Annotated in this window: 21 protein-coding genes; 16 read left to right on the top strand and 5 right to left on the bottom strand. The window is 69.3% G+C overall.

Annotated elements, in window-relative coordinates:
• Nucleotide 1 precedes the first annotated feature (1 nt).
• The gene (locus tag DY023_RS17465; RefSeq protein WP_116243611.1) at nucleotides 2-688 is read right to left on the bottom strand and encodes a DUF899 family protein; all 687 of its coding nucleotides are present in this window, start codon (nucleotides 686-688) and stop codon (nucleotides 2-4) included.
• A 75-nt stretch (nucleotides 689-763) separates the two neighbouring features.
• On the opposite strand from DY023_RS17465, the gene DY023_RS17460 reads away from it, so the two are divergent.
• The 4 genes from DY023_RS17460 to DY023_RS17445 all read left to right on the top strand — a co-directional run bounded on the left by DY023_RS17460 (nucleotide 764) and on the right by DY023_RS17445 (nucleotide 4,727).
• Nucleotides 764-1,336: a TetR/AcrR family transcriptional regulator gene (locus DY023_RS17460; protein ID WP_116243610.1), complete on the top strand. Its 573-nt coding sequence runs from the start codon at nucleotides 764-766 to the stop codon at nucleotides 1,334-1,336.
• 79 nt (nucleotides 1,337-1,415) lie between these two features.
• Nucleotides 1,416-1,820, top strand: a complete 405-nt coding sequence (locus tag DY023_RS17455) for a Fur family transcriptional regulator (RefSeq protein WP_116243609.1) — start codon at nucleotides 1,416-1,418, stop codon at nucleotides 1,818-1,820.
• Nucleotides 1,821-1,854: 34 nt separating this feature from the next.
• A complete protein-coding gene (locus tag DY023_RS17450) occupies nucleotides 1,855-4,059 on the top strand; it encodes a hypothetical protein (RefSeq protein ID WP_116243608.1) in 2,205 nt (734 codons plus the stop codon).
• The gene (locus tag DY023_RS17445) at nucleotides 4,056-4,727 is read left to right on the top strand and encodes a DNA-3-methyladenine glycosylase (RefSeq protein ID WP_116243607.1); all 672 of its coding nucleotides are present in this window, start codon (nucleotides 4,056-4,058) and stop codon (nucleotides 4,725-4,727) included. Before DY023_RS17450 ends, DY023_RS17445 begins: the two co-directional genes overlap by 4 nt.
• Before the next feature lie 52 nt (nucleotides 4,728-4,779).
• On the opposite strand, the gene DY023_RS17440 is transcribed toward DY023_RS17445, so the two are convergent.
• Together DY023_RS17440 and DY023_RS17435 are read right to left on the bottom strand one after the other, a co-directional pair.
• Nucleotides 4,780-5,781, bottom strand: coding sequence for a LacI family DNA-binding transcriptional regulator (locus DY023_RS17440; protein WP_116243606.1), 1,002 nt, complete (start codon nucleotides 5,779-5,781; stop codon nucleotides 4,780-4,782).
• Nucleotides 5,774-6,982 carry a Gfo/Idh/MocA family protein gene (locus DY023_RS17435; protein WP_116243605.1) on the bottom strand — a complete coding sequence of 403 codons (1,209 nt, stop codon included), beginning with the start codon at nucleotides 6,980-6,982 and terminating at the stop codon, nucleotides 5,774-5,776. The genes DY023_RS17440 and DY023_RS17435 overlap by 8 nt, the downstream gene beginning before the upstream one ends.
• A gap of 145 nt (nucleotides 6,983-7,127) precedes the next feature.
• Between DY023_RS17435 and DY023_RS17430 the strand changes: the two genes are divergently transcribed.
• From DY023_RS17430 to DY023_RS17390, 9 genes are all read left to right on the top strand, one after another.
• Nucleotides 7,128-8,378, top strand: a complete 1,251-nt coding sequence (locus DY023_RS17430) for an ABC transporter substrate-binding protein (protein WP_116243604.1) — start codon at nucleotides 7,128-7,130, stop codon at nucleotides 8,376-8,378.
• The gene (locus DY023_RS17425; RefSeq protein WP_116243603.1) at nucleotides 8,378-9,307 is read left to right on the top strand and encodes a carbohydrate ABC transporter permease; all 930 of its coding nucleotides are present in this window, start codon (nucleotides 8,378-8,380) and stop codon (nucleotides 9,305-9,307) included. Before DY023_RS17430 ends, DY023_RS17425 begins: the two co-directional genes overlap by 1 nt.
• Complete coding sequence (locus tag DY023_RS17420; protein WP_116243602.1) at nucleotides 9,304-10,134, top strand: carbohydrate ABC transporter permease; 831 nt, start codon at nucleotides 9,304-9,306, stop codon at nucleotides 10,132-10,134. Before DY023_RS17425 ends, DY023_RS17420 begins: the two co-directional genes overlap by 4 nt.
• Nucleotides 10,135-10,269: 135 nt before the next feature.
• Complete coding sequence (rpmB, locus tag DY023_RS17415; protein WP_116243601.1) at nucleotides 10,270-10,506, top strand: 50S ribosomal protein L28; 237 nt, start codon at nucleotides 10,270-10,272, stop codon at nucleotides 10,504-10,506.
• On the top strand, nucleotides 10,506-10,676 hold the full coding sequence (rpmG, locus tag DY023_RS17410; RefSeq protein ID WP_046014935.1) for a 50S ribosomal protein L33: 171 nt from the start codon (nucleotides 10,506-10,508) through the stop codon (nucleotides 10,674-10,676). The genes rpmB and rpmG overlap by 1 nt, the downstream gene beginning before the upstream one ends.
• A gap of 3 nt (nucleotides 10,677-10,679) precedes the next feature.
• On the top strand, nucleotides 10,680-10,985 hold the full coding sequence (rpsN, locus tag DY023_RS17405) for a 30S ribosomal protein S14 (RefSeq protein WP_116243600.1): 306 nt from the start codon (nucleotides 10,680-10,682) through the stop codon (nucleotides 10,983-10,985).
• A gap of 277 nt (nucleotides 10,986-11,262) precedes the next feature.
• Nucleotides 11,263-12,087, top strand: coding sequence for a DUF559 domain-containing protein (locus tag DY023_RS17400; protein WP_245958767.1), 825 nt, complete (start codon nucleotides 11,263-11,265; stop codon nucleotides 12,085-12,087).
• Between the two features lie 312 nt (nucleotides 12,088-12,399).
• Nucleotides 12,400-12,687 (top strand): HU family DNA-binding protein, encoded by a 288-nt coding sequence (locus tag DY023_RS17395; RefSeq protein WP_116243598.1) that lies wholly within the window; start codon nucleotides 12,400-12,402, stop codon nucleotides 12,685-12,687.
• 215 nt (nucleotides 12,688-12,902) lie between these two features.
• Nucleotides 12,903-14,885 (top strand): bifunctional copper resistance protein CopD/cytochrome c oxidase assembly protein, encoded by a 1,983-nt coding sequence (locus DY023_RS17390; RefSeq protein ID WP_116243597.1) that lies wholly within the window; start codon nucleotides 12,903-12,905, stop codon nucleotides 14,883-14,885.
• 33 nt (nucleotides 14,886-14,918) lie between these two features.
• On the opposite strand, the gene DY023_RS17385 is transcribed toward DY023_RS17390, so the two are convergent.
• A complete protein-coding gene (locus DY023_RS17385; RefSeq protein ID WP_116243596.1) occupies nucleotides 14,919-15,992 on the bottom strand; it encodes a hypothetical protein in 1,074 nt (357 codons plus the stop codon).
• Nucleotides 15,993-16,060: 68 nt separating this feature from the next.
• Between DY023_RS17385 and DY023_RS17380 the strand changes: the two genes are divergently transcribed.
• The 3 genes from DY023_RS17380 to corA all read left to right on the top strand — a co-directional run bounded on the left by DY023_RS17380 (nucleotide 16,061) and on the right by corA (nucleotide 19,889).
• Nucleotides 16,061-17,467 carry an ATP-dependent DNA helicase gene (locus tag DY023_RS17380; RefSeq protein ID WP_116243595.1) on the top strand — a complete coding sequence of 469 codons (1,407 nt, stop codon included), beginning with the start codon at nucleotides 16,061-16,063 and terminating at the stop codon, nucleotides 17,465-17,467.
• Between the two features lie 72 nt (nucleotides 17,468-17,539).
• Nucleotides 17,540-18,829 (top strand): serine hydrolase domain-containing protein, encoded by a 1,290-nt coding sequence (locus DY023_RS17375; protein WP_116243594.1) that lies wholly within the window; start codon nucleotides 17,540-17,542, stop codon nucleotides 18,827-18,829.
• Nucleotides 18,830-18,872: 43 nt separating this feature from the next.
• A complete protein-coding gene (gene corA / locus DY023_RS17370) occupies nucleotides 18,873-19,889 on the top strand; it encodes a magnesium/cobalt transporter CorA (RefSeq protein ID WP_116243593.1) in 1,017 nt (338 codons plus the stop codon).
• Here the strand turns inward: corA and DY023_RS17365 are convergent.
• Nucleotides 19,867-20,760 (bottom strand): NAD(P)-dependent oxidoreductase, encoded by an 894-nt coding sequence (locus DY023_RS17365; RefSeq protein ID WP_116243592.1) that lies wholly within the window; start codon nucleotides 20,758-20,760, stop codon nucleotides 19,867-19,869. The two genes, corA and DY023_RS17365, sit on opposite strands and share 23 nt — an antisense overlap.
• Between the last annotated feature and the right edge of the window lie 39 nt (nucleotides 20,761-20,799).

Genomic DNA, 20,799 nt, shown 5'->3' with positions numbered 1-20,799 from the left:
GTCAGGCGGTGGGGTCGCCGTAGCGCTCCGCGATGTCCTTGGACGACGGCCAGCCCTCGTAGGTCGGATGCTGCGGCCAGCCGTCCGGCACGTCCTGCCACTCCTCCTGCCGGCCGTACGGCAGCACGTCGGCGATCGCGAAGGTGAGCATGAACTGCTCGGCACCGCGGCCCTCGGTGTACCAGGTGCGATAGACGTCCTCGCCGTCCCGCAGGAACACGTTGTAACCGAAGCCCTCGTTCGGGCCGGCGTCCACGTCGGCACCGAACGGGCTGCCGGCGGACGAGTACCAGGTCATCAGATTCCCGACGCGCTTCTTGTAGGCGAGGATCTCGTCCATCGGTCCGTTCGTCACGATGACGAACCGGGCGTCCAGCGGCTCCACGATGTCGGGACGAGCGAACTGCGCCGTGCCGCCGGTGCACCCGGAGCACTGCCAGGTGGCGCCGTCGGTCCACATGTGGTTGTACACGACGAGCTGGCTGCGCCCGTCGAAGACGTCGGCGAGCGTGACAGTGGAGCCGTCCTCAGCGGTCAGGTGGTATTCGGGCATCTTCACGGCGGGCAGCCGACGGCGCGCGGCGGCGATCGCATCGAGTTCACGGGTGGCGGCCTTCTCGCGGACACGCAGTTCGGCAAGGGCTTCGCGCCAGGTCTGCTCGTCGACGACAGGGGGAAGCGCAGTCATGTTCACTCCTATGTTCACGGTGTCCACATCTGATATGTTCACACCGTACACATCGAACGTCGGGAGGGCAAGGGCGTGGCGTATCATCACGGCGGTCTTGCGGCGGCGCTGGTCGAGGCCGGCCTCGACGCGACCCGTGAGGGCGGCATCGACGCGCTCTCGGTGCGCGAGGTCACCCGGCGCGCCGGGGTCTCGCCGAACGCCGCGTACCGGCACTATCCGAACCTCGCCGCGCTGCGTGAGGCGGTCGCGGCGGCGATCCTCGAGCAGGTCGCCGCATCGATGGCGGCGGGGGAGGCCTCCGATCCGGCTGCGCGCTTGCGCACGATCGGGCTCGCCTACATCGACTTCGCCCTGCACGAGCCCGGCTGGTTCTCGGTCGCGTTCTTCGGAGGCCGGACCCTCGGGCCGGAGGACATCGCGACGACCCCCGCGTTCCGCGCGCTCGCCGCCGCCCTCGGCGACCTGGTCGCGCAGGGCGCACTGCCGGCGGATGCCGCACCCGCAGCGGCCTGGTCGTGCTGGGCCACGGTGCACGGCTTCGCCGAGCTGTGCCTGCACGGGCCGCTGGCCGCGATGTCGCTCTCCGAGCAGCGCCGGCTCGCAGCATCCGCCGTCGACGCGATCATCGCCGGCATCCGCGCCTGACGCGCGCCCGCCCCGCCGGCCCGGAGCAGGGGGAGTCCCGGCCCAGGCATCCCACACCGGCGCGGCTTAGACTCGGAGCATGGCTCAGCGGAACACCTGGCAGCGCGAACGCGTGCGCGATGCTCTCGGCGACACGCAGGGCTTCGTGAGTGCCCAGAGCCTGCACGCCGCGCTCCGCGAGGCCAACACGGGCATCGGACTCGCCACTGTCTACCGTGCGCTCGCGGGTCTCGCGGCATCGGGGGAAGCCGACTCGCTGCAGAGCCCCGAGGGCGAGGCGCTGTACCGCGCGTGCACCACGCAGGGCCACCATCACCATCTGATCTGCCGCTCCTGCGGCCTCACCGTCGAGATCGAGGCGAAGGACGTCGAGCAGTGGGCGCAGCGCACCGCCGCGCAGAACGGCTTCCGCGACGCCGAGCACGTCGTCGACATCTTCGGCCTCTGCGCCGACTGCGCCGCCCGTCAGGACGCCGGCGAGTGACGGGCCGGATGCTGCAGAAGGCGGAGTCCATCGCATGAGCGGCGACGGCGACGCGCCTCTCACCCGCGCGCAGCTGCGCGCGCAGCGCGCGGCTGCGGAGGAGGCCGCCCGTGCGGCGGAGACGGATGCCGCGAAGTCGGATGCCGCGGCGTCGGCGCCGCAGTCCGCGCCAGTCGCTGCGGAGCCCGACCCGCCTGCGGACCCCCGTTCACCGGGCATCACCGGCGCTTCGGCTACCGGCCCGTCCGTTGCCGGCGGGTCCGTGCCCGGCGTGCCCGGAACCGTCGCCCCCGTGCCCGGCCTGCCCGCGGCGGGTATCTCCGAAGCAGGTGCGCCCGGAGCCGGCGCGTCCGCACCCGGCGTTCCCGCCACCGGTGCGCCGGGTGTTCCCGCCTCCGATGCGCCGGGCGTTCCCGCCCCTGGTGCTCCCGCGCCCGGCCCCACGGGCCGACAGCCGATCCGTCCGGAGATCATGGGGCCGGAGCCCGAGGACGAGCGCACCGCGCGGATCGCCGCCGAGCAGGCCCCGAGTGAGCCGGAGCGTGCGCCTCGGACCCCGGCGATCCTGCGCCGCAGAGACACAGGCGGTGAACCGATCCGCCCTGAGCTCATGGGTCAGGAGGACGAGAGCCTGCTGCAGGCCGCGCCGGCATCCGATCCGCAGCGTGCCGCCGTCTATGCCGCCGCCGCCGCCGCTGCTGCGGCCGCGGCGGAAGCCGACGCCGCTCCGGGTCGGCGCCACCCGGCACCCGGCCCGCGTCGGTCGTCGGCTGCGCAGGATGCCGCTCCCGCCGTCCCCACGCCGACCACCCCGGTCTCCCGCCTCGAGCCGATCCCGTGGGAGCCGGCGGCTGCACCGGAATCCGACGGTTCGGCCTACCGGCGACGTCGCCTGCTCTACATCGTGCTCGCCGCGGTCGCTGCGGTGCTGCTGATCGCCGGCGGCGTCTTCGCGTTCGTGTTCTCGCAGTCGCTGCGCGTGCTGGGGGTCGACGTCGATCCGGAGCGCGCCGTCGAGGCACCCGGCACGACGCTGACCTTCGACACGAACCACGACCTCGCCGCCGTCGACGCCTCTCAGGTGAGCGTCGAGCCCGCCGTCCCGTTCACCGTCGAGGTCGACGGCAGCAGCCTCGGCATCCGCTTCACCGAGGCCCTGGACGACACGACGGAGTTCACGGTCACCGTCGAGGATGCAGCGGCGCAGGGAGGCAGTCCGACGGCAGACCTCACCACGATCTTCACCACGCCGAAGTCGCAGATCTTCCTGCTGCAGCGCAGCGACGAGAAAGACAAGATCTTCACCTCCGACCTGTCCGGCGAGAACGGCGTGCCGGTCTTCTCCAGCTCGAGGATCGTCGACTTCCGGGCCACGCCCGACAACCTCGTCGTCGTGGTCGAGGAGGACGGCGGATCCCGCCTGGTCGTCATGGACCGCAAGGGCGACAGGCAGCGCGATCTGAAGCTCCCCGGCGACGGCTTCATCACCAGCCTTCAGGTCTCCGACCGTGGCGGGCTTGTCGGATACACCTACTCGGACGCCGACGTCACCGAGACCAGCGGGCGGGCCAGCGTGCTGGTGACGCAGCCCCTGGACGGCTCGAGCGGCCCCGCCGTCGTGCAGGTCGGTGGCGAGGACGTCGGCGTCTCGGACTGGGAGTTCGTGCCGGACTCGTCGAAGGTGCTGTTCGTCGACTTCGCGAACGCGCTGACCCTCGACGACCGTGCCGGTGACGCACCCGCCCAGGACTTCGGCCTCGTGGCCGAACTGCTCGGCACCACCCGCGACACGGCGATCATCGAGCGTACCGAGGGCACGTTCATCGAGCTCTCACTGAAGGACGGCACCGAGACGCCGCTGCCGGCGACGGACCCCGACTACGGAACGCCCTCCGAGATCGTGCCCTTCCCGGACGGCACCCTGCAGCACGTCGTGCAGCGCAACGACTCCGGCGCCCCGACCGGTCAGGCCGTGATCCAGGTCGACCCGGATGGCGCAGCCACGCCGGTGTTCGAGGTGGGCGACGACTCGTCGATCATCCAGATGTGCGCGTCGCCGAGCGGGCAGTACGCCGCGGTGACCGTCGCGCCCGACGTCGCGAACAACCCCTACGACGAACTGCTGCTGCCGCTGCCGACCACGCTGCACACGACCCTGCTCGACCTGCGCACCGGCGATCAGCTGGTCACACTCTCCGGCTTCGACGTGTCGTGGTGCGGAAGCGCCCCGCAGCCATGAGCGCGCTGCGCCGGGCGACGCGCGCCGATCTGGTCGGCCTCCCCGTCGACGTGGCGCCGAGGCTGCTCGGTGCCGAGCTGATCACGACGGTGGACGACGCCGAGGTGCGCCTGCGCATCACCGAGGTCGAGGCGTACCACGGCAAGGGCACCGGATCGCTTCCCGACCCCGGATCGCACGCGAGGATGGGGCGCACCGCGCGCAACGCCACGATGTGGGGCGAGCCGGGTCACGTGTACGTGTACCTCAGCCACGGCATCCACTCCTGCATCAATATCGTCTGCGGAACCGAGGGCGAGGCGGGCGGTGTCCTGCTGCGCGCCGGCGAGATCATCGGCGGAGTGGATGTCGCGTCCGCTCGCTCCGGTCGCACCGGCCGCGACCTGGCCCGCGGACCCGGCCGCCTCGGCCAGGTCATGGGTCTGCGGCATCCGCTGCACGACGGGATCGACGCGATCACGGGCATCCCGCAGCACGGTGCGACAGCCGCGCTGCTGCTCGGCGAGCCGCTCGCCGAGATCGCCGCGGGGCCGCGCGTCGGCGTCGCGGGCCTCGCCGGGACGGATGCCTATCCGTGGCGCTTCTGGATCCCCGAGGACCGCACGGTCTCACCGTTCCGCTGGGGTCGAGGCGCCGCCGAGGCCGCCGCGGCGAACGCCGTCCGCTGAGCGAGCGCGGCGAGCGAACCATCTCGCGACGAGCGTGCCAACGCGAGCGGGACTACTCGCAGCCGCAGGAGCGGCGCACGACCAGCGCGGTCGGGAACGCCCGGTATCCCGGCTCCGCATCGCCGGCCTGAAGCAGGCGGATCGCCTCCCGCGCCATCTCGGCCATGGGCTGCGCGGTCGTGGTCAGCGGCGGGCAGGCGTACTCGGCCGCGTCGGTGCCGTCGAAGCTGACGACCGCGACATCCTCCGGCACGCGCAGCCCGCGCGCGTGCAGTGCGGCCAGAAGCCCCACCGCGACCTGGTCGGATGCCGCGAAGGCGGCACGTGGCCGTTCCGCGGCATCCGCCAGTTCGATCCCCGCCTGATAGCCGCCCTCGTACGAGAACGGCGCGTGGATCCGGGCCCCCAGCGGAAGACCGGCCGCCGTGAGCGCGTCTCCCCAGCCGCGCTCACGGTCGTCGAAGATGCTCGCGCTCCCGATGAACGCGATGCTGCGGTAGCCGTGCCCCACGAGGTGCTCCACCGCCCGTCGTGCCCCGTCGCGGAAGTCCGCGCCGAGCGCGGGCACGCCGACGGCGCCCGCGTACTGGTTGATCAGCACCACCGGGATGCCGAGATTCTCGACCAGCGCCTGCTCGGCGGCGGTCAGCAGGTCGGCGATGATCAGTCCGCCGATCTGACGTGCGGTGAGGTCGTGGATCTGATCGGCGGCCGTGGTGTGCTCGCGATCCGTGTTCACGATCAGCAGCGTCCGCCCGTCCTGGGCGGCCGCCTCGCCGAGTGCGTGGCAGAGCTGCGCGAAGAACGGGTTGCGGCTGTCGACCACGAGCATGCCGAACATGTCGGACGAGCCCTTGGACAGCGCTCGTGCGGCGGCGTTGGGCCGGTAGCCGAGCACCTTCACCGCGTCGAGCACGCGCTCCCTGGTGAGCGGGGCGACCGGCTTCGGCCCGTCGTTGAGCACATAGCTCACCACGGCGGTGCTGACCCCGGCGTAGCGCGCGACGTCCGCACGCGTCACCGTACGCGCGCGGCGGGTGTGCTCATCAGACATGGGAGGTACCAGGGGCGTCGCCCAGGTCGGGGATGCTCAGGCGCTCGCCGCCGCGGCGCGCCGACTCGTGCGCGATCACGCCGGGCAGGGTGAACCGCGCGGCCTGCCAGGCGTTCACCGGCGGCAGGGTGCCGTCCACGACCGCGCGGACGAAGTCGTCCACGAGGAAGTGGTGGCTGCCCTCGTGCCCGTTGTGCAGCGAGCGGATCTCGACCGGGATGCGCTCGCGGTCGTGCACGGCCGCGTACCCCGAGACGAAGGCGTCGCGCAGCGCCGGCGCGACATGGGCGAGCGACGGGTCGTCGGGGGAGAGGGATGCGTGGGTGTCGATCTGCGCGGAGATGTCCTCCACGCCCTCCCTGGTCTGCCACACCGTGGTCAGAGCGAGCTGCTCGAAAGAGCCCTCGGTGCCGAACCAGCGGAAACGCGACTCGCGCAGGTGCGAGGGGTAGCCCACTCGCCGGAACTCGTTGATGCGCATCGAGCCGCCCGCTGCGAGCTCGAACAGCGCGGTGGCATTGGAGAAGTCGTTGTCGAACTGGCTCACCGCGCGGTCGAACACCCCGTCGCCGCGAGCGTCCACGACGCCGACCGCCGAGACCGCCGTGGCGTGCGTGGGCCAGGCGCCGAGCACACCGCCGATGGAGTGCGTGGGGTACAGCAGCGGGGGATAGCTGGCGGTCGACTTCCAGTTCTCGCCACCGGAGTACTGGTAGGCCTCGTAGAACCCGAGATCCATGTCGTGCACGTAGTCGCCCTCGCCGTAGAACAGGCGACCGAACTCGCCGGATGCGAGCTTCTTGCGGGCGAACACCGTCGCCGGGTTGTAGTAGCTGGTCTCACCCATCATGTAGGTGAGGCCGGTCTCGTGCACGACGTCGATGATCTCGGCGATCTCCTCGGCGGAGATCGCCATCGGCACCGCTGAGTACACGTGCTTGCCGGCGCGCAGCGCCTTGACCACCAGAGGCCCGTGCGTCCAGCGCTGCGTGAAGATCGCCACGGCATCCACGGGTGATGCCAGCATCTCGTCGAAGTCGGAGAACGTGCCGGCGAAACCGGCGGTGCGCACGAGCTCATCCGCGCGCTCGGAGATCAGGTCGGTGACGTACACGGCTGAGACATCGGGGTGGTGATGGAAGAGCGTGGCGAACTGGCCAGAGAACTGGCCAGCACCGACGATGCCCAGAGAGAACGACATGAATCGAATTCTGACACCGTGAGTCTACGCGTGTCAACAGGAGTGGATGCCCGGAATAATGCGGAATAACGAAGCATCATTGCCTCTTGCGCTTCCGTTGTCTACGCGGGTAACCTGTCCCGCATCCGATAAGTGAGGAAGAACGATGAAGTCCACCCTTGCGGGCGTCGCGGCTCTCGCCGCCATCGCCCTTGCACTCACCGGATGCTCCGGTGATGGCGGATCGGGCGACTCCGGCGGTTCCGCCAAGCTCGAGATGCAGACCAACTTCGGTGCGACCGACCCGTCTCTCAAGGTGCTCACCGAGATCACCGAGAAGTACGAGGCCGATCATCCGGACGTGCAGATCGAACTGGTGCCGTCGACCGACACCTACGAGGCCGACATGAAGGTGCGCCTCGCCTCCGGCGACGTGCCCGACATCTGGGCCACGCACGGCTGGTCGCTGCTGCGGTACAGCCAGTTCCTCGAGCCGCTCGACACCCAGCCGTGGGCGAAGAACTTCAACGAGGCGCTGGCGCCGGCGATGAAGAACGACGAGGGGCAGTTCTTCGCCCTGCCGATCGACACCGACGTCGCGGGCATCATGTACAACCGCGACGTGCTCGAGGCGAATGGCATCGACCCGGCGTCGGTGAAGAGCTGGGATGACTTCGACGCCGCGCTGAAGACGCTCAAGGATGCCGGGGTCATCCCGATCTCGTCCTCGGGGAAGGACAGCTGGTTCGCCGGGAACATCACCGACTTCATCGGTTCGGGTGACTTCACCGAGGAGCAGTTCGAGGGCTTCAAGGACGGCACCTTCGACGAGGCCGGCTACGCCGAGATCCTCGACAACGTCGCCGCCTGGCAGAAGGCGGGCTACTTCAATCCGGACTACTCGGCCGCGACGACCGACGACCTCGGACGTGCGCTGGCCGAGGGCAAGACGGGCTTCATCTTCGTGCAGAACTATCTGGCGGCGACCGCGCTCGGCTTCAACCCCGATGCGAACATCGGCTACATGCCCATCCCCTCCAAGGAGGGCGAGCCGTTCCTGGTCGGCGGCGAGGGGCGCGCCTACGGTGTCGCCAAAGACGGCGAGCACAAGGAGGAGGCGCTGGACTACATCGCCTTCCTCGCCGAGCCGGAGAACGAGTCCAAGCTCGCCAGTTCGATCGGCGGCATCCCGGGTCTGACCGACGCGACCAGCGATCTCGGCGTTCTCACCGAGAGCTACGAGACGTTCGTCAAGCCCGGCGACTATCCGCTGATGCCCTACTTCGACCGGGTGTACCTGCCCAACGGCATCTGGGACACCATGGTCACCACGACGGACGGTGTGATCACCGGCCAGATGTCACCGGAGGATGCCACCAAGCAGATGAAGTCGAGCTACGACTCGCTGCAGAAGTGATGACTGCCACCGCCGGGGGGACGGTGCGTAGACGCAAGCGGGGAGCCGGGGGGACTCCCCGCTTCGCGGGGCCCGGGCTCAACGTGCTCTACCTCCCCGCGATCGCGGTGCTCGGCGTCTTCATGCTCTGGCCACTGGTGAACGGCGTCATCCTGTCGCTGACCGACTGGGACGGCTACACGCCCGACCGCTCGTTCGTGGGGGCGGCGAACTACCTGCGGCTGTTCCAGGACGAGAACTTCCGCACCGCACTGTGGAACACCGTGATCTACGGCGTCGGATCGACGATCCTGCAGCAGATCATCGGCCTCGCGCTGGCGCTGGCGCTGGACCGGGCCATCCGCGGTCGCAACCTGGCGCGCGCCATCATCTACCTGCCCGTGCTGGTGTCGCCGGTGGTCATGGGCACGATGTACTACCTGTTCTTCTCGTACAACTCGGGAGGGTTGAACGACCTCGTCATCGCGCTGGGAGGGGAGCGCACGGCCTGGCTGGCCGAGCCCGGCCGGGCCGTGCTGCTCATCGTGATCGTGAACTCGCTGCAGTTCGTCGGCATCTCGATGGTGATCTACCTGGCGGGGCTGCAGTCGATCCCGACGATGTACTTCGAGGCGGCGACGCTCGACGGAGCATCCGCCTGGCAGACGTTCCGGCACGTCACCGTGCCCATGCTGCAGCCCGCGTTCGCGACCAGCATCGTGCTGAACCTCATCGGCGGACTGAAGCTGTTCGATGTGATCATGGTGCTCACCGGAGGCGGGCCCGGGTACTCCACCAACTCGGTGTCGACCTTGATCGCGAAGGTGTACTTCGACAACCAGAGTGCCGGGTACGCCTCGGCGATGGGGGTCGCCCTGTTCCTGCTCATCGCGGTGTTCACCCTGGTGCTGAACACCGTGCTCAACCGCCGGCGACTGGAGCAGCTGTGAAGACCCGGCTGTCACTGGGCGCGAAGCTCGCGATCGGACTCGGTCTGCTGTTGGCCGTGCTGCTGCAGCTGCTGCCGTTCTACATCACCGTCACCACGTCGCTGAAGGCGAAGAGCGACCTGTCGTCGCAGTGGCTGTTCCCGTTCGGCGACTGGTACCTGCAGAACTTCGCCACCGCGGTGCAGCAGGGCCACATCCTGCGCGCCATCGGCAACAGCGCCCTGGTCACGGTGGTGTCCACGGTGCTGGTGTGCGTGATCGGCGCGCTCGCCGCCTATCCGCTCGCACGCCGCGCGACGATCGGCAACAGGCTGGTGCTGGCCGGGATCGTCGGGCTGATCATGGTGCCCCCGCTGTCGATCCTGGTGCCGCTGTACTCGATGCTCGTGCAGATGAAGGGCGTGAACACCTACTGGGGCACCATCCTGGTGATGACGGCGATGCAGCTGCCGCTGGCGATCTTCCTCTACACGGCGTTCATGCGCGGGCTGCCGATCTCGATCGAGGAGGCTGCGGCGGTGGACGGCGCCAACGCCGTGCAGGTGCTGTTCCGCATCGTCTTCCCGATGCTGAAGCCGGTGACGGCGACGGTGGTCATCCTCACCAGCGTCGCCGTGTGGAACGAGTACGCGCTGAGCGTCTTCCTGATGCGCAGTCCGGAGCTGCGCACGATCGCCCCGGCCATCGGCACCTTCTTCGCGACCTCGTCCAGTGACCTGGGCGCCGCGGCCGCAGCATCCCTCATCTCGGTGCTGCCGGTGCTCGTGGTCTACCTGGTGCTGCAGCGCTACTTCATCAAGGGCATGGTGGCCGGTTCGGAGAAGTGATCCGGCCCGTGCTAGGATTGCTCTTCGTCTGCGCGCTCTCCTGGCGTGCAGTTCGTGTGCTGGTCGCCGACCGGCACGCAGACAAGGGATCTTGGGTGAGACCGTCCGGTCTCACGGTATAGAAGGAGTCACAACATGGCAGCAGTGTGCCAGGTGACCGGTGCTGTTCCCGGCTTCGGTCACAACGTCTCGCACTCGCACCGCCGGACGAAGCGCCGCTTCGACCCGAACGTGCAGAAGAAGACCTACTTTGTTCCGTCGCTCGGCCGTAAGGTCACGCTGAACGTGTCCGCCAAGGGCATCAAGGTGATCGACGCCCGCGGCATCGACAAGGTCGTCGCGGACCTCCAGGCGAAGGGTGTGAAGCTCTAATGGCCAAGAAGGCACAGGACGTCCGTCCGATCATCAAGCTCCGCTCGACGGCGGGCACCGGTTACACCTACGTGACCAAGAAGAACCGTCGCAACACCCCCGACCGCCTCGTGCTGAAGAAGTACGACCCGGTGGTCCGCAAGCACGTCGAATTCCGAGAGGAGCGTTGATCCATGGCTAAGAAGAGCAAGATCGCCAAGAACGAGCAGCGCAAGGTCATCGTCGATCGGTACGCCGAGCGTCGTGCCGAGCTGAAGAAGGCGCTCGTCTCGCCGAACTCCACCGACGAGCAGCGCGAGGCCGCCCGTGTCGGCCTGCAGAAGCTGCCGCGCAACGCCTCGCCGGTGCGCGTGCGCTCGCGCGACGTCATCGACGGTCGCCCGCGCGGTGTCCTCACGAAGTTCGGCATCTCGCGTGTCCGCTTCCGTGACATGGCGCACCGTGGCGAGCTGCCCGGCGTGACCAAGTCGAGCTGGTAAGCACAGTTCCTACAGAAGGGGCGGGGATCTTCGGATCCTCGCCCCTTCTGCGTGTCCGGACCTGTCAACAGGCGCCGCGTTCGCCTGCGCGCGCCGGTTCGGGAGGAAGTCCCCTGTCAGGGAGGAGAATCTTGCGCGGATGCTCCTCCCGAGCGCGAGACCTCCTCCCGGGCATGGCGTTTGCACTCTCCATCCACAGCAGGCCTCCACGTCGAACTGTCCACAATCGCGTCACCCGCGCACGATGCTCCGATCCGACGAGCCGAGGATCGAACGCATGGATCCCCAAGACGAAGTGCGCAGTCGGGGCGGCGTCGCGCGGGTGGAGGCGCTGCACCGTGCGGGCGTCAGCGCGCATGCCCTGCGCAAGGCGCGCGAGGCGGGCGGCATCATCACAGTCCGTCGCGGATGGGTCGCCGTTCCGGACGCCGATCGGATGCTGGTGGCTGCCGCCCGTCGGGGCGTCGTGCTCAGTTGCGTGACCCTGGCCGAGCGGCGCGGGCTGTGGGTGCTCGATGCGGCGGAGCCGCACGTCGCGGCATCCCCGCACTCCGGGCATGCGAAGATCGCCCGCGGAACGATCCACTGGCGCTCGCCTCTGTTTCCGCGCGACCCGGACCGCTGCGAGGACTCACTCGAGAACGCACTCGTCCTCATCGCCCGATGTCAGCCGCACGAGGCGGCGCTCGCCGTATGGGAGTCCGCGCTGCGGAAGGGCCTCGTCGATGCGGGCATCCTCGCCGGCGCGCCGCTGCCGGCGGATGCGCGGGCTCTCCTTCAGGCGGCGACGCCGTTCGCGGATGCCGGAACGGAGACGATCTTCCGCACTCGACTGCGCTGGCTGAACGTGCAGATCGTGCCGCAGGTGTGGATCCTCGGGCACGCCGTGGACTTCCTGATCGGTGAGAGGCTGGTCGTGCAGATCGACGGTGGACATCACGTCGGCGCGCAGCGTGACAGCGACATCGCACACGACGCCCTGCTGAGACTGCACGGCTATCACGTGATCCGCATCAGCTATGGGCAGCTCATGGATCACTGGCCGCAGGTGCAGTCCCTGATCCTCGCGGCGATCGCCCAGCGTCTGCACCTCGCCGCCTGAACCGCAGGGCCGCTTGCGAGCGCCCGCTCGGGCGGAAGTCCCCTGTTCGGGAGGAAACCTCTCGCGAAACACTCCTCCCGAGCGTGCGGGTTCCTCCCCAGTGAGAGCGAAGACAGGGTCTCGGGGTGCCGCAATCTGTGACTGCTGTGACAGATGTGACGCGACACGCCACGAAAATCGCCCGAAACCCGCGAAATGACGCGGAAAACACCGGCCAGGTTGGTACTGTCGTCACGGTCGTACCGACCAACCGGGGGGCAGCCGCCTTCCGCACACCAACGAATGCGACGGATCTCGTCGCTGGAGGATGACATGGCTGACAAGTCCATCACCAAGACCGAGCTCGTCGCGGGCATCGCTTCCGCCACGGGCCAGAGCCAGGCCACCGTCTCGGGTGTCCTCGACGCGCTGTTCGCTTCCGTCTCGGACGCCGTCGCCAAGGGCAGCAAGGTCTCGATCCCGGGCTGGATCTCGTTCGAGCAGGTCGCGACCGCCGCTCGCACCGGCCGCAACCCGCAGACCGGCGCCGAGATCAAGATCCCGGCCGGCAAGCGCGTCAAGGTGACCGCCGGCTCCAAGCTCAAGGCCGCCGTCAAGTAAGCAGCCTCTTCACGAAGGCCGTCGCCCTCCGGGGCGGCGGCCTTCGTGTATCCAGGCATCCGCCCTCTCGTCTGGCATGCGACGTCTGCAGGCAGAGCGGACGTCTGCAGGCAGCCCGGGGCCATCCGCGCCTGCGGATGTCATTGGTGCCTGCAGCTGCGACGCCGGCTGGACGGACGACGGAAGGGACCCAGCGCCCCGCTTAGGCTTGAGGGGTGAACACCTACCGCCTCGCGGGCATCGCGACCCTCGTCCTCGCCTCGGCGGCGGCGCTGGTGGTCGCCCTCGTGTACGGCGGCGGCGCGGCGGAGCTGGTCTTCGCAGACCCGGGGGCGGTCGTGCGCTGGGCGCTTCCCGCGACCAAGATGCTCGGCAACCTCGCCGCGGCTGCGATGCTGGGACCGCTGGTGCTCGCGCTCTTCGCGCTGAAGTCCGGCACCAAGAACTTCGAGCTCGCCGTCGACACGGCATCCGTCGGGGCGGCGGTCTTCACCGTCGCGTCCGCGGCCGGCGCGTTCTTCACATTCCTCGCCGCGTTCAACGCGAAGCTCAGCCTCGGTCCGCAGTTCGGCGAGCAGCTGGGGCGCTTCCTCATCGAACTGCCGCTCGGCCAGGCCTGGCTGGTCACCGTGCTGATGGGCGCGGCGGTGACCGTGATCGCGTTCGCCGCGCGCGGCTGGACCGCCGTGTTCTTCACAGCCCTGCTCGCTGCGGCATCCTTCCTGCCGAACGCGACGCAGGGGCACTCCGGTGACGTCGCCGGGCACAACATCGCGGTCAATGCGATCCTGCTGCACACCGTGGGGGCGGCGGCCTGGATCGGCGGCCTGCTGCTGCTCGTGTTGCTGCGCGGGCGGGTGTCCGACCTCGCGACCCTGGTGCGCCGCTACTCGTCGATCGCGCTCGCGGCCTACATCGTGGTCGCCGTCTCGGGCGTGGCGCGCTCGGTCGTCGCGATCGGCACCTGGGACCAGCTGTTCAGCCCGTACGGCCTGATCGTGATCACCAAGGCCGCGCTGCTCGGCGCACTCGGCCTGCTCGGCGCCTGGTACCGCATGCGGCTCATCCCGCACCTCGAGGGGGAGCACCCGCGGCGCACGTTCTGGATGCTGCTGCTCGGCGAGCTCGCCTTGATCGGCCTCGCCTCCGGTGCTGCAGCCGCACTGGCCCGCACGCCCCCGCCGGTCGGCGAGGAGGCGGCTCCCGGACGCTCCCCGGCCGAGCGCCTGACCGACTCTCCGCTGCCGCCCGAGCTGACGCCGATCCGCTGGCTCACGTCGTGGGACATCGACATCCTCTGGGTGGTCGTGGCCGGATTCGGACTGGTGTTCTACCTGGTCGGCGTGCGACGGCTGCGGCAGCGCGGCGACCGCTGGCCGATCCACCGCACCATCTTCTGGGTGCTGGGCATGCTGATGCTGGTCTGGGTGACCAGCGGGTCGGTGAACGCCTACCAGGACTACCTGTTCAGCGTGCACATGCTCGGTCACATGCTGCTGAGCATGGCGATCCCGCTGCTGCTGGTCTCCGGCGCCCCGATCACGCTCGCGCTGCGCGCGATCCACAAGCGCGACGACGGCACCCGCGGCGGTCGCGAGTGGATCATGTGGGCCGTGCACTCCCCGTACGCGCGCGTGCTCACGCATCCGTTCGTCGCGGCCGGGCTGTTCGTGCTGTCGCTGTGGGCGTTCTACTTCACCGACCTGGTGCGCTGGTCGATGTACGACCACCTCGGCCACGAGTGGATGGTCATCCACTTCCTGCTCACCGGATACCTGTTCGTGATGTCGCTCATCGGCATCGATCCGGTGCCGTACCGGCTGCCCTACGCCGGCCGGCTGATCACCCTGATCGCGGTGATGGCGATGCACGCGTTCTTCGGCATCGCGATCATGATGCAGACCGGACTGATCGTCGCGGAGTGGTTCGGCTCGATGGGCCGCACCTGGGGGGCGCCTCCGCTGGAGGACCAGTACGTCGGCGGCGGCATCGCCTGGTCGATCGGCGAGATCCCGACGCTGATCGTCGCGATCACCGTCGCGATCCAGTGGTCGCGATCGGACGAGCGGATGCAGCGACGCCAGGACCGCCACGCGGATCGCACCGGGGATGCAGAGCTCGAGGAGTACAACGCGAAGCTCGCGGCCCTCGCGGAGCGAGACCGCCGCGATGCGGAGCGCGAGCGCGCGGGGCGTTGAGGGTTCGACGCGCCCCGGATGCGGGCGGGCCGATCAGTCCAGGTCGGGGCCGGCCGGCGTGCCGACCCGGATCGATGCCGACCCGTCGGCGAGGATCGTGATCGTGCCGTCGACCGAGAACGGCACGTCCTCCGAGACGTGCTCGATCGAACCGTCGAACAGCGACTGGATGTCGACCTCGATGTGCGCCACCGCGTCGGACGGCTTGATCCGCCAGTTCGCACCGTCCGGGATGACGGAGACCTGCGGCTGCTCGGTGATCGACCACATCGGCAGCGAGTCGGGCGCGAGCCGGTTGCGCACCTCCAGTCCGAACGGGCAGGCCGTGGGCTGCAGCACCTTCTGCGTCGTGCACGTCGTGAGGAACTGCTCGACCCGCTGCTGCACGACATCGCGGAACTTCTTCGTCGGCTGCGTCTGCACGTCGACCGGCGTGTGCGTCAGAGGTGCGTCGGCCAGCACGCTGACGCCGGGGGAGGAGGCGATAGGGGTCTTGACCGTGACCGAGTACACGCCGGGTGTGAACACCAGCAGGTGCACAGGCTCGAGGGGCGCAGCCTCGGCCCCGGTGATCGCCACCTGGCGCCGGTCGAGCTCGAAGCCGTTCACGGAGAAGACGTCGGCGCCGCGCACGACCAATTCGATCTCGGCCAGCGGGCTCTTCGCAAACCGCCAGTTCGGGGCCACCCCCACCCAGCCGTCCTGCACGATCTCGAATTCGGTCGTCCCGCTGTGCCCTGCGGCCTGATAGTCGGCGCTGACCCGGTAGACCCCGCCGTTCTGCTCGGTCTCGAGGCGGACATCGGTCAGCGGTGCGAGCGCGGCGCGGCGCAGCAGCGCCTCGGACGCATTGCCGTCGATACCCGCGGCTTCGAGCACGGTGCGGTCGACGGCCACGCCGGGCACGCGCAGCGCATCCGCCGCCCTTCCGGACGCCAGCAGATCGAGGTAGCGCGAGACGAACGCGGCAGGGCTGTAGTACTGCTGGTACAGCGCAGCGCCGCCGGCACCGAGGGCGGCGATGAGGAGGACGCCGATCAGAGCCAGGATCGTCAGATCCATGCCGAGGCGCGGGCGCCGCGGCGCGCTCCCCTCCGGCTGCACCATGGCGTCAGTCTAAGAGCGGGCCGCTGGGATGAAGCCGAGCGTGCCGCCCGAGCGCTTAACATGGGGTCGTGTCTCTGCCGCCGCTCTCCGAGGAACAGCTCGAGCTGTTCCGGCTGATCGAGGACACCTCCGACCACGTCTTCATCACCGGGCGCGCCGGCACCGGCAAGTCCACGCTGCTGCAGCACTTCGCCTGGAACACGAAGAAGCAGATCGCCATCTGCGCGCCGACCGGCGTGGCCGCACTCAATGTCGAGGGACAGACGATCCATTCGCTGTTCCGGCTGCCGATCGGCCTGATCGCCGACAGCGACATCGAGCAGAACGACGGCACCCGCCGCATCCTGAATGCGATCGAGACCCTCGTGATCGATGAGGTCTCGATGGTCAACGCCGATCTGATGGACGCCATCGACCGCTCGCTCCGACAGGCGAGGGGCCGCCGCGGCGAGCCGTTCGGCGGCGTGCAGGTGGTGATGTTCGGCGACCCGTACCAGCTGGCGCCGGTGCCTCCACGGGGCGACGAGCTGCGCTACATCCAGGACCACTACCGCTCGTTCTGGTTCTTCGACGCGAAGGTGTGGACCGGCGGACACCCTTCGTCAGGCTCAGGGTCCGGCGACACGGCGCCGATGCTCGACATCGGCGCGCACGGCGCGCAGCTGCACGTGCGCGAGCTGGTGCACATCCACCGCCAGTCCGACGACGGGTTCAAGCAGATGCTGAACGCGGTGCGCTACGGCCGGGTGACCGCCGAGATCGCCGGCGTCCTGAACAGCCAGGGCGCACGTCCCGCGCCCGAGCCGGAGCCCGGCGAGGTGCCCATCATCACGCTCGCGACACGCAACGACATCGTGACGCGCATCAACACCCGGCATCTGCAGGCGCTGTCCGGACGGGAGCAGACCGCCGCCGCCGAGGTCAACGGCGACTTCGGCCGCGGTGAGGGGAACTACCCGGCCGAGCTGGAACTCAAGCTCAAGGTCGGCGCGCAGGTCATGTTCCTGCGCAACGACACCGCCATGCAGGGCGAACCGCCGCGCTGGGTGAACGGCTCCATCGGCACGGTCACCCGCATCCTCGGCGGCGCGGTGCGCGTCGACCTGGACGGCGAGGAGGTCGATGTCGAGCCCGCCGTCTGGGAGAGGTTCCGCTACGCCTACAACCCCGGGACCAAGACGCTCAGCCGCGAGGTCGTGGCGGAGTTCACGCAGTTCCCGCTGCGGCTGGCCTGGGCTGTGACTATCCACAAGTCGCAGGGCAAGACCTACGACCGCGCGGTCATCGACCTCGGGTCCGGCGCGTTCGCCCCCGGTCAGACGTACGTCGCGCTCAGCCGACTCACCTCGCTGGACGGCCTCTACCTGAGCCGGCCGCTGCGGCCCAGCGACATCCGCGTCGATCCGGACGTCACCCGCTTCATGCGCGAGGCCTGGGAGGCGAGGCGGGCCGAGCAGTCGGCGATCGGCAGCTGACGCACGGCCCGGCAAGGCTCGCTCCCAGCATCCGCATCCTAGAATCGGGGCATAGTCACGGGAGAGGCATCCATGCAGCATCGTTCGTCGCGCCGTCTGCGCGCCGTCGTCGGCGCAGCCGCGGCACTCGCTCTGATCCTCACGGGATGCTCCGGCGGTGAGTCGACGTTCAGCTACACCCCGCCCGAGCAGGTCGACGCGAAGCTGCCGAAGGAGACCGTCGACCAGCTGCAGACCGCAGTGCAGGAGGCGATGACCTCCGCCGGGGCGTCCGGCGCGATCGTCGGAGTCTGGGTGCCGTGGAGCGGAACCTGGGTCGAGGGCATCGGCACGCAGGGGGCCGGCAGTGACACGAAGGTGACGGCGGACATGTCGTTCCGCGTGGCCGACGTGACCCGGCTGATGACGTGTGACGTGCTGTACGGCATGGCCGACGCCGGAGAGATCGAGCTCGACGCGCCGGTGCCGAAGTACGTCTCGGGCGTCGCCGATCTGAAGGACGTCACGCTGCTGGACCTGTGCAACGGGACCGCGGGGATCGGATCGTCCGAGGCGGCGGCCAAGGGCTACTGGCTGAACACCCCGGGTCGGGAGTGGCAGCCGCTGCAGCTCGCCAGCCACGGACTGGGGCAGGCGCGCACCGAGCCGCACACGACGTTCCGTGATTCGGATGCTGGATACCTGCTGCTCGGACTCGCGCTCGAGCGCGCCTCGGGCATGGACGCGGCGTCTCTGATCGAGCAGTACGTGACGGAGCCGCTCGGGCTGGAGAACACCAGCCTGCCCTCGAGCGCCCCGGCGGAGCCGAAGCCGTCCCCCGCGCTGAGCGGCAGCTACCTGCCTGCCCTGCAGGGCGGCTACAACTGCACGGCTCCGGTGGATGTCACGAAGATGTCCTCCAGCGCCGGATTCACCGACTCCGGGGTCACCTCGACGATCGAGGACCTCGGGCGGTACGTCCAGGCCGAGGCCGCGCAGGGGCTTCGTGGTGAGAAGGCCGAGAAGAAGCGATTCGACGCCCCGCTGAAGGTCGCCGCCGACGGTGCATCTTGGTTCCAGGCCACCGGCGGCGCCTACATCGTCGGCTCGATGGTCGGCCAGCACGGCTGGACGCCCGGCTACGCGACGGCCGCCTACTCCGACCCGGCGACCGGGTTCACCGTCGCCGTCACGCTCAACAACTCGACGTCGGGAAGCCTGATCGCCCGGGATCTGGCGTGGGAGCTGGCCGCGATCGCCTCCAAGGTGCCCGCGGCGGAGGGCCAGAAGGCGCCGGAGTTCGCGCTGCCGTTCACCGCAGAGCAGTACAAGACCGAGATCGCCAAGTCGGCGGTGGTCTGCGTCGCACCTCCTGCGAAGTGACGCAACCCTCGGGTTAGGCTCGTCCCGAACGGGAGGGGTGCGCATGGCGATCGTCGACAACGGCATCTACGTCGACGGAGTGCGCACGGAGAACCCGCGCAGCCTGGACGAGACGTTCGAGCGGATGCGGGAACGCGGGGGCATGGGCTGGATCGGCCTGTACCGTCCTGGCGCCGATGAGCTGCGCGTGGTCGCCGAGGAGTTCGGCTTGCACGAGCTGGCCGTCGAGGACGCCCTGCGCGGGCATCAGCGGCCCAAGATCGAGCGGTACGACGACGTGCTGTTCGTGGTGCTGCGCCCCGCGCGCTACAAGGACGCCGAGGAGGAGGTCGAGTTCGGCGAGGTGCACGTGTTCGTCGGCCCCGACTTCGTGGTGACGGTGCGGCATGCGGAGGCGCCGGACCTGGGACGGGTGCGGCACCGGATGGAGTCCCGGCCGTCGCTGCTCGCCCTCGGCCCGGAGGCCGTGCTGTACGCGATCCTCGACGAGGTGATCGACGAGTACGCCCCTGTGGTGGCGGGTCTCGAGAACGACATCGACGAGATCGAGGGACAGCTGTTCGCCGAGGACGTGGACGCGACCCAGCGCATCTACGACCTCGCCCGAGAGGTGATCGACGTGCAGCGGGCCACGCAGCCGCTCGCGGGCATGATCGACGCCCTGCTGCGCGGCAGCGAGAAGTATGCGGTCGACGAGGAGCTGCAGCGGTACCTGCGCGACGCGCAGGACCACGCACTGCGGGTCGCCGACCGCTTCACCACGTTCCGCAGCGTGCTCGACAACGCCCTCACCGTCGAGGCGACGATCGTCGCCCGCCGCCAGAACGAGGAGATGCGGCGCATGACCGAACTGAGCATCCGGCAGGGCGAGCAGACGAAGAAGATCTCCAGCTGGGCGGCGATCCTGTTCGCGCCCACCCTGATCGCAGGGGTCTACGGCATGAACTTCGATCGGATGCCGGAGCTGCACTGGCTGTTCGGCTATCCGATGGCGCTGGGGATGATGGTCGCACTCGGCTTCGGCCTGTACGCCGTGTTCAAGAAGAACGGTTGGCTGTAGCAGTCAGGTAGCCGCGAGCGAGGCGGGCGATGTCGTCGTCGCCTCCTCCCGCGTCGATCACCTCCTGTGCGAAGGAGCGGACGGCGCCGAGCGGGCCGGCGTCCATTCCGCGGCTCGCCGCGGCGTGGATGATGTGGTCCATCGTGGCGACGTTCGAGCGGATGCTCGAGATGCCGGCGCGGAACCGGCCGGTGCTGAGGCGTTCGGCCATGTCGGCCACGGAGCCGGGCAACAGGGCGGCGATCCCGAGCGCGAACGGAGCCAGCTCCGCTGCCCGGATGCCCTCGGCCTCGGCCAGGGCGAAGGCGTGCGTGAGGCCGGTCATGGAGGTCCAGAAGATGTCGAGCAGCGCGAGGTCGTACGCCGCTGCGCGGCCGGGGTCGGAGCCGAGGAACGTGTGTGAACCGCCGAGCGCGGAGAGGGTGTCGGCGCAGGAGCGGTAGGCGTCTTCCGGCCCGCTGTACAGGACGACCGCATCCGGGGTGCCGATGGTGAAGGCGGGCGACATGACGGCGCCGTCGACGTAGGTGATGCCGTGCTCCGCCGCCCAGTCCGCAGCCTGTCGGGAGCGGGCCGGGGTGTCGGCCGTCAGGTTCACGACCGTGCGCCCCGTGAGCACGGAGGCGATCGGGTGCAGGACCGCGTCCGAGGTGTCGTAGTCGAGCAGCGAGACGATCACCAGGGGGCTCTGCGTCACCGCATCCGCCGCAGATCCGGCGAGCACCGCACCCTTCGCGACGAGAGGCTCGGCCTTCGCTGCCGTCCGGTTCCAGACGGTGGTGGGATGCCCGGCCTCCACGAGTGCGGTGGCGATGGCGGTTCCCATCGGGCCGAGTCCGATGACGGTCACCGGGGACTTCTCAGTGGTCATGTGCAGCTCCTCATTAGAACGTTCTATCAAGAAGAAGAC

The organism is Microbacterium bovistercoris (assembly GCF_003387575.1).
GTDB classification, from domain to species: domain Bacteria; phylum Actinomycetota; class Actinomycetes; order Actinomycetales; family Microbacteriaceae; genus Microbacterium; species Microbacterium bovistercoris.
Note: the sequence above shows the minus strand (reverse complement) of the source record. Positions and strands in the feature narration are given on the sequence as shown.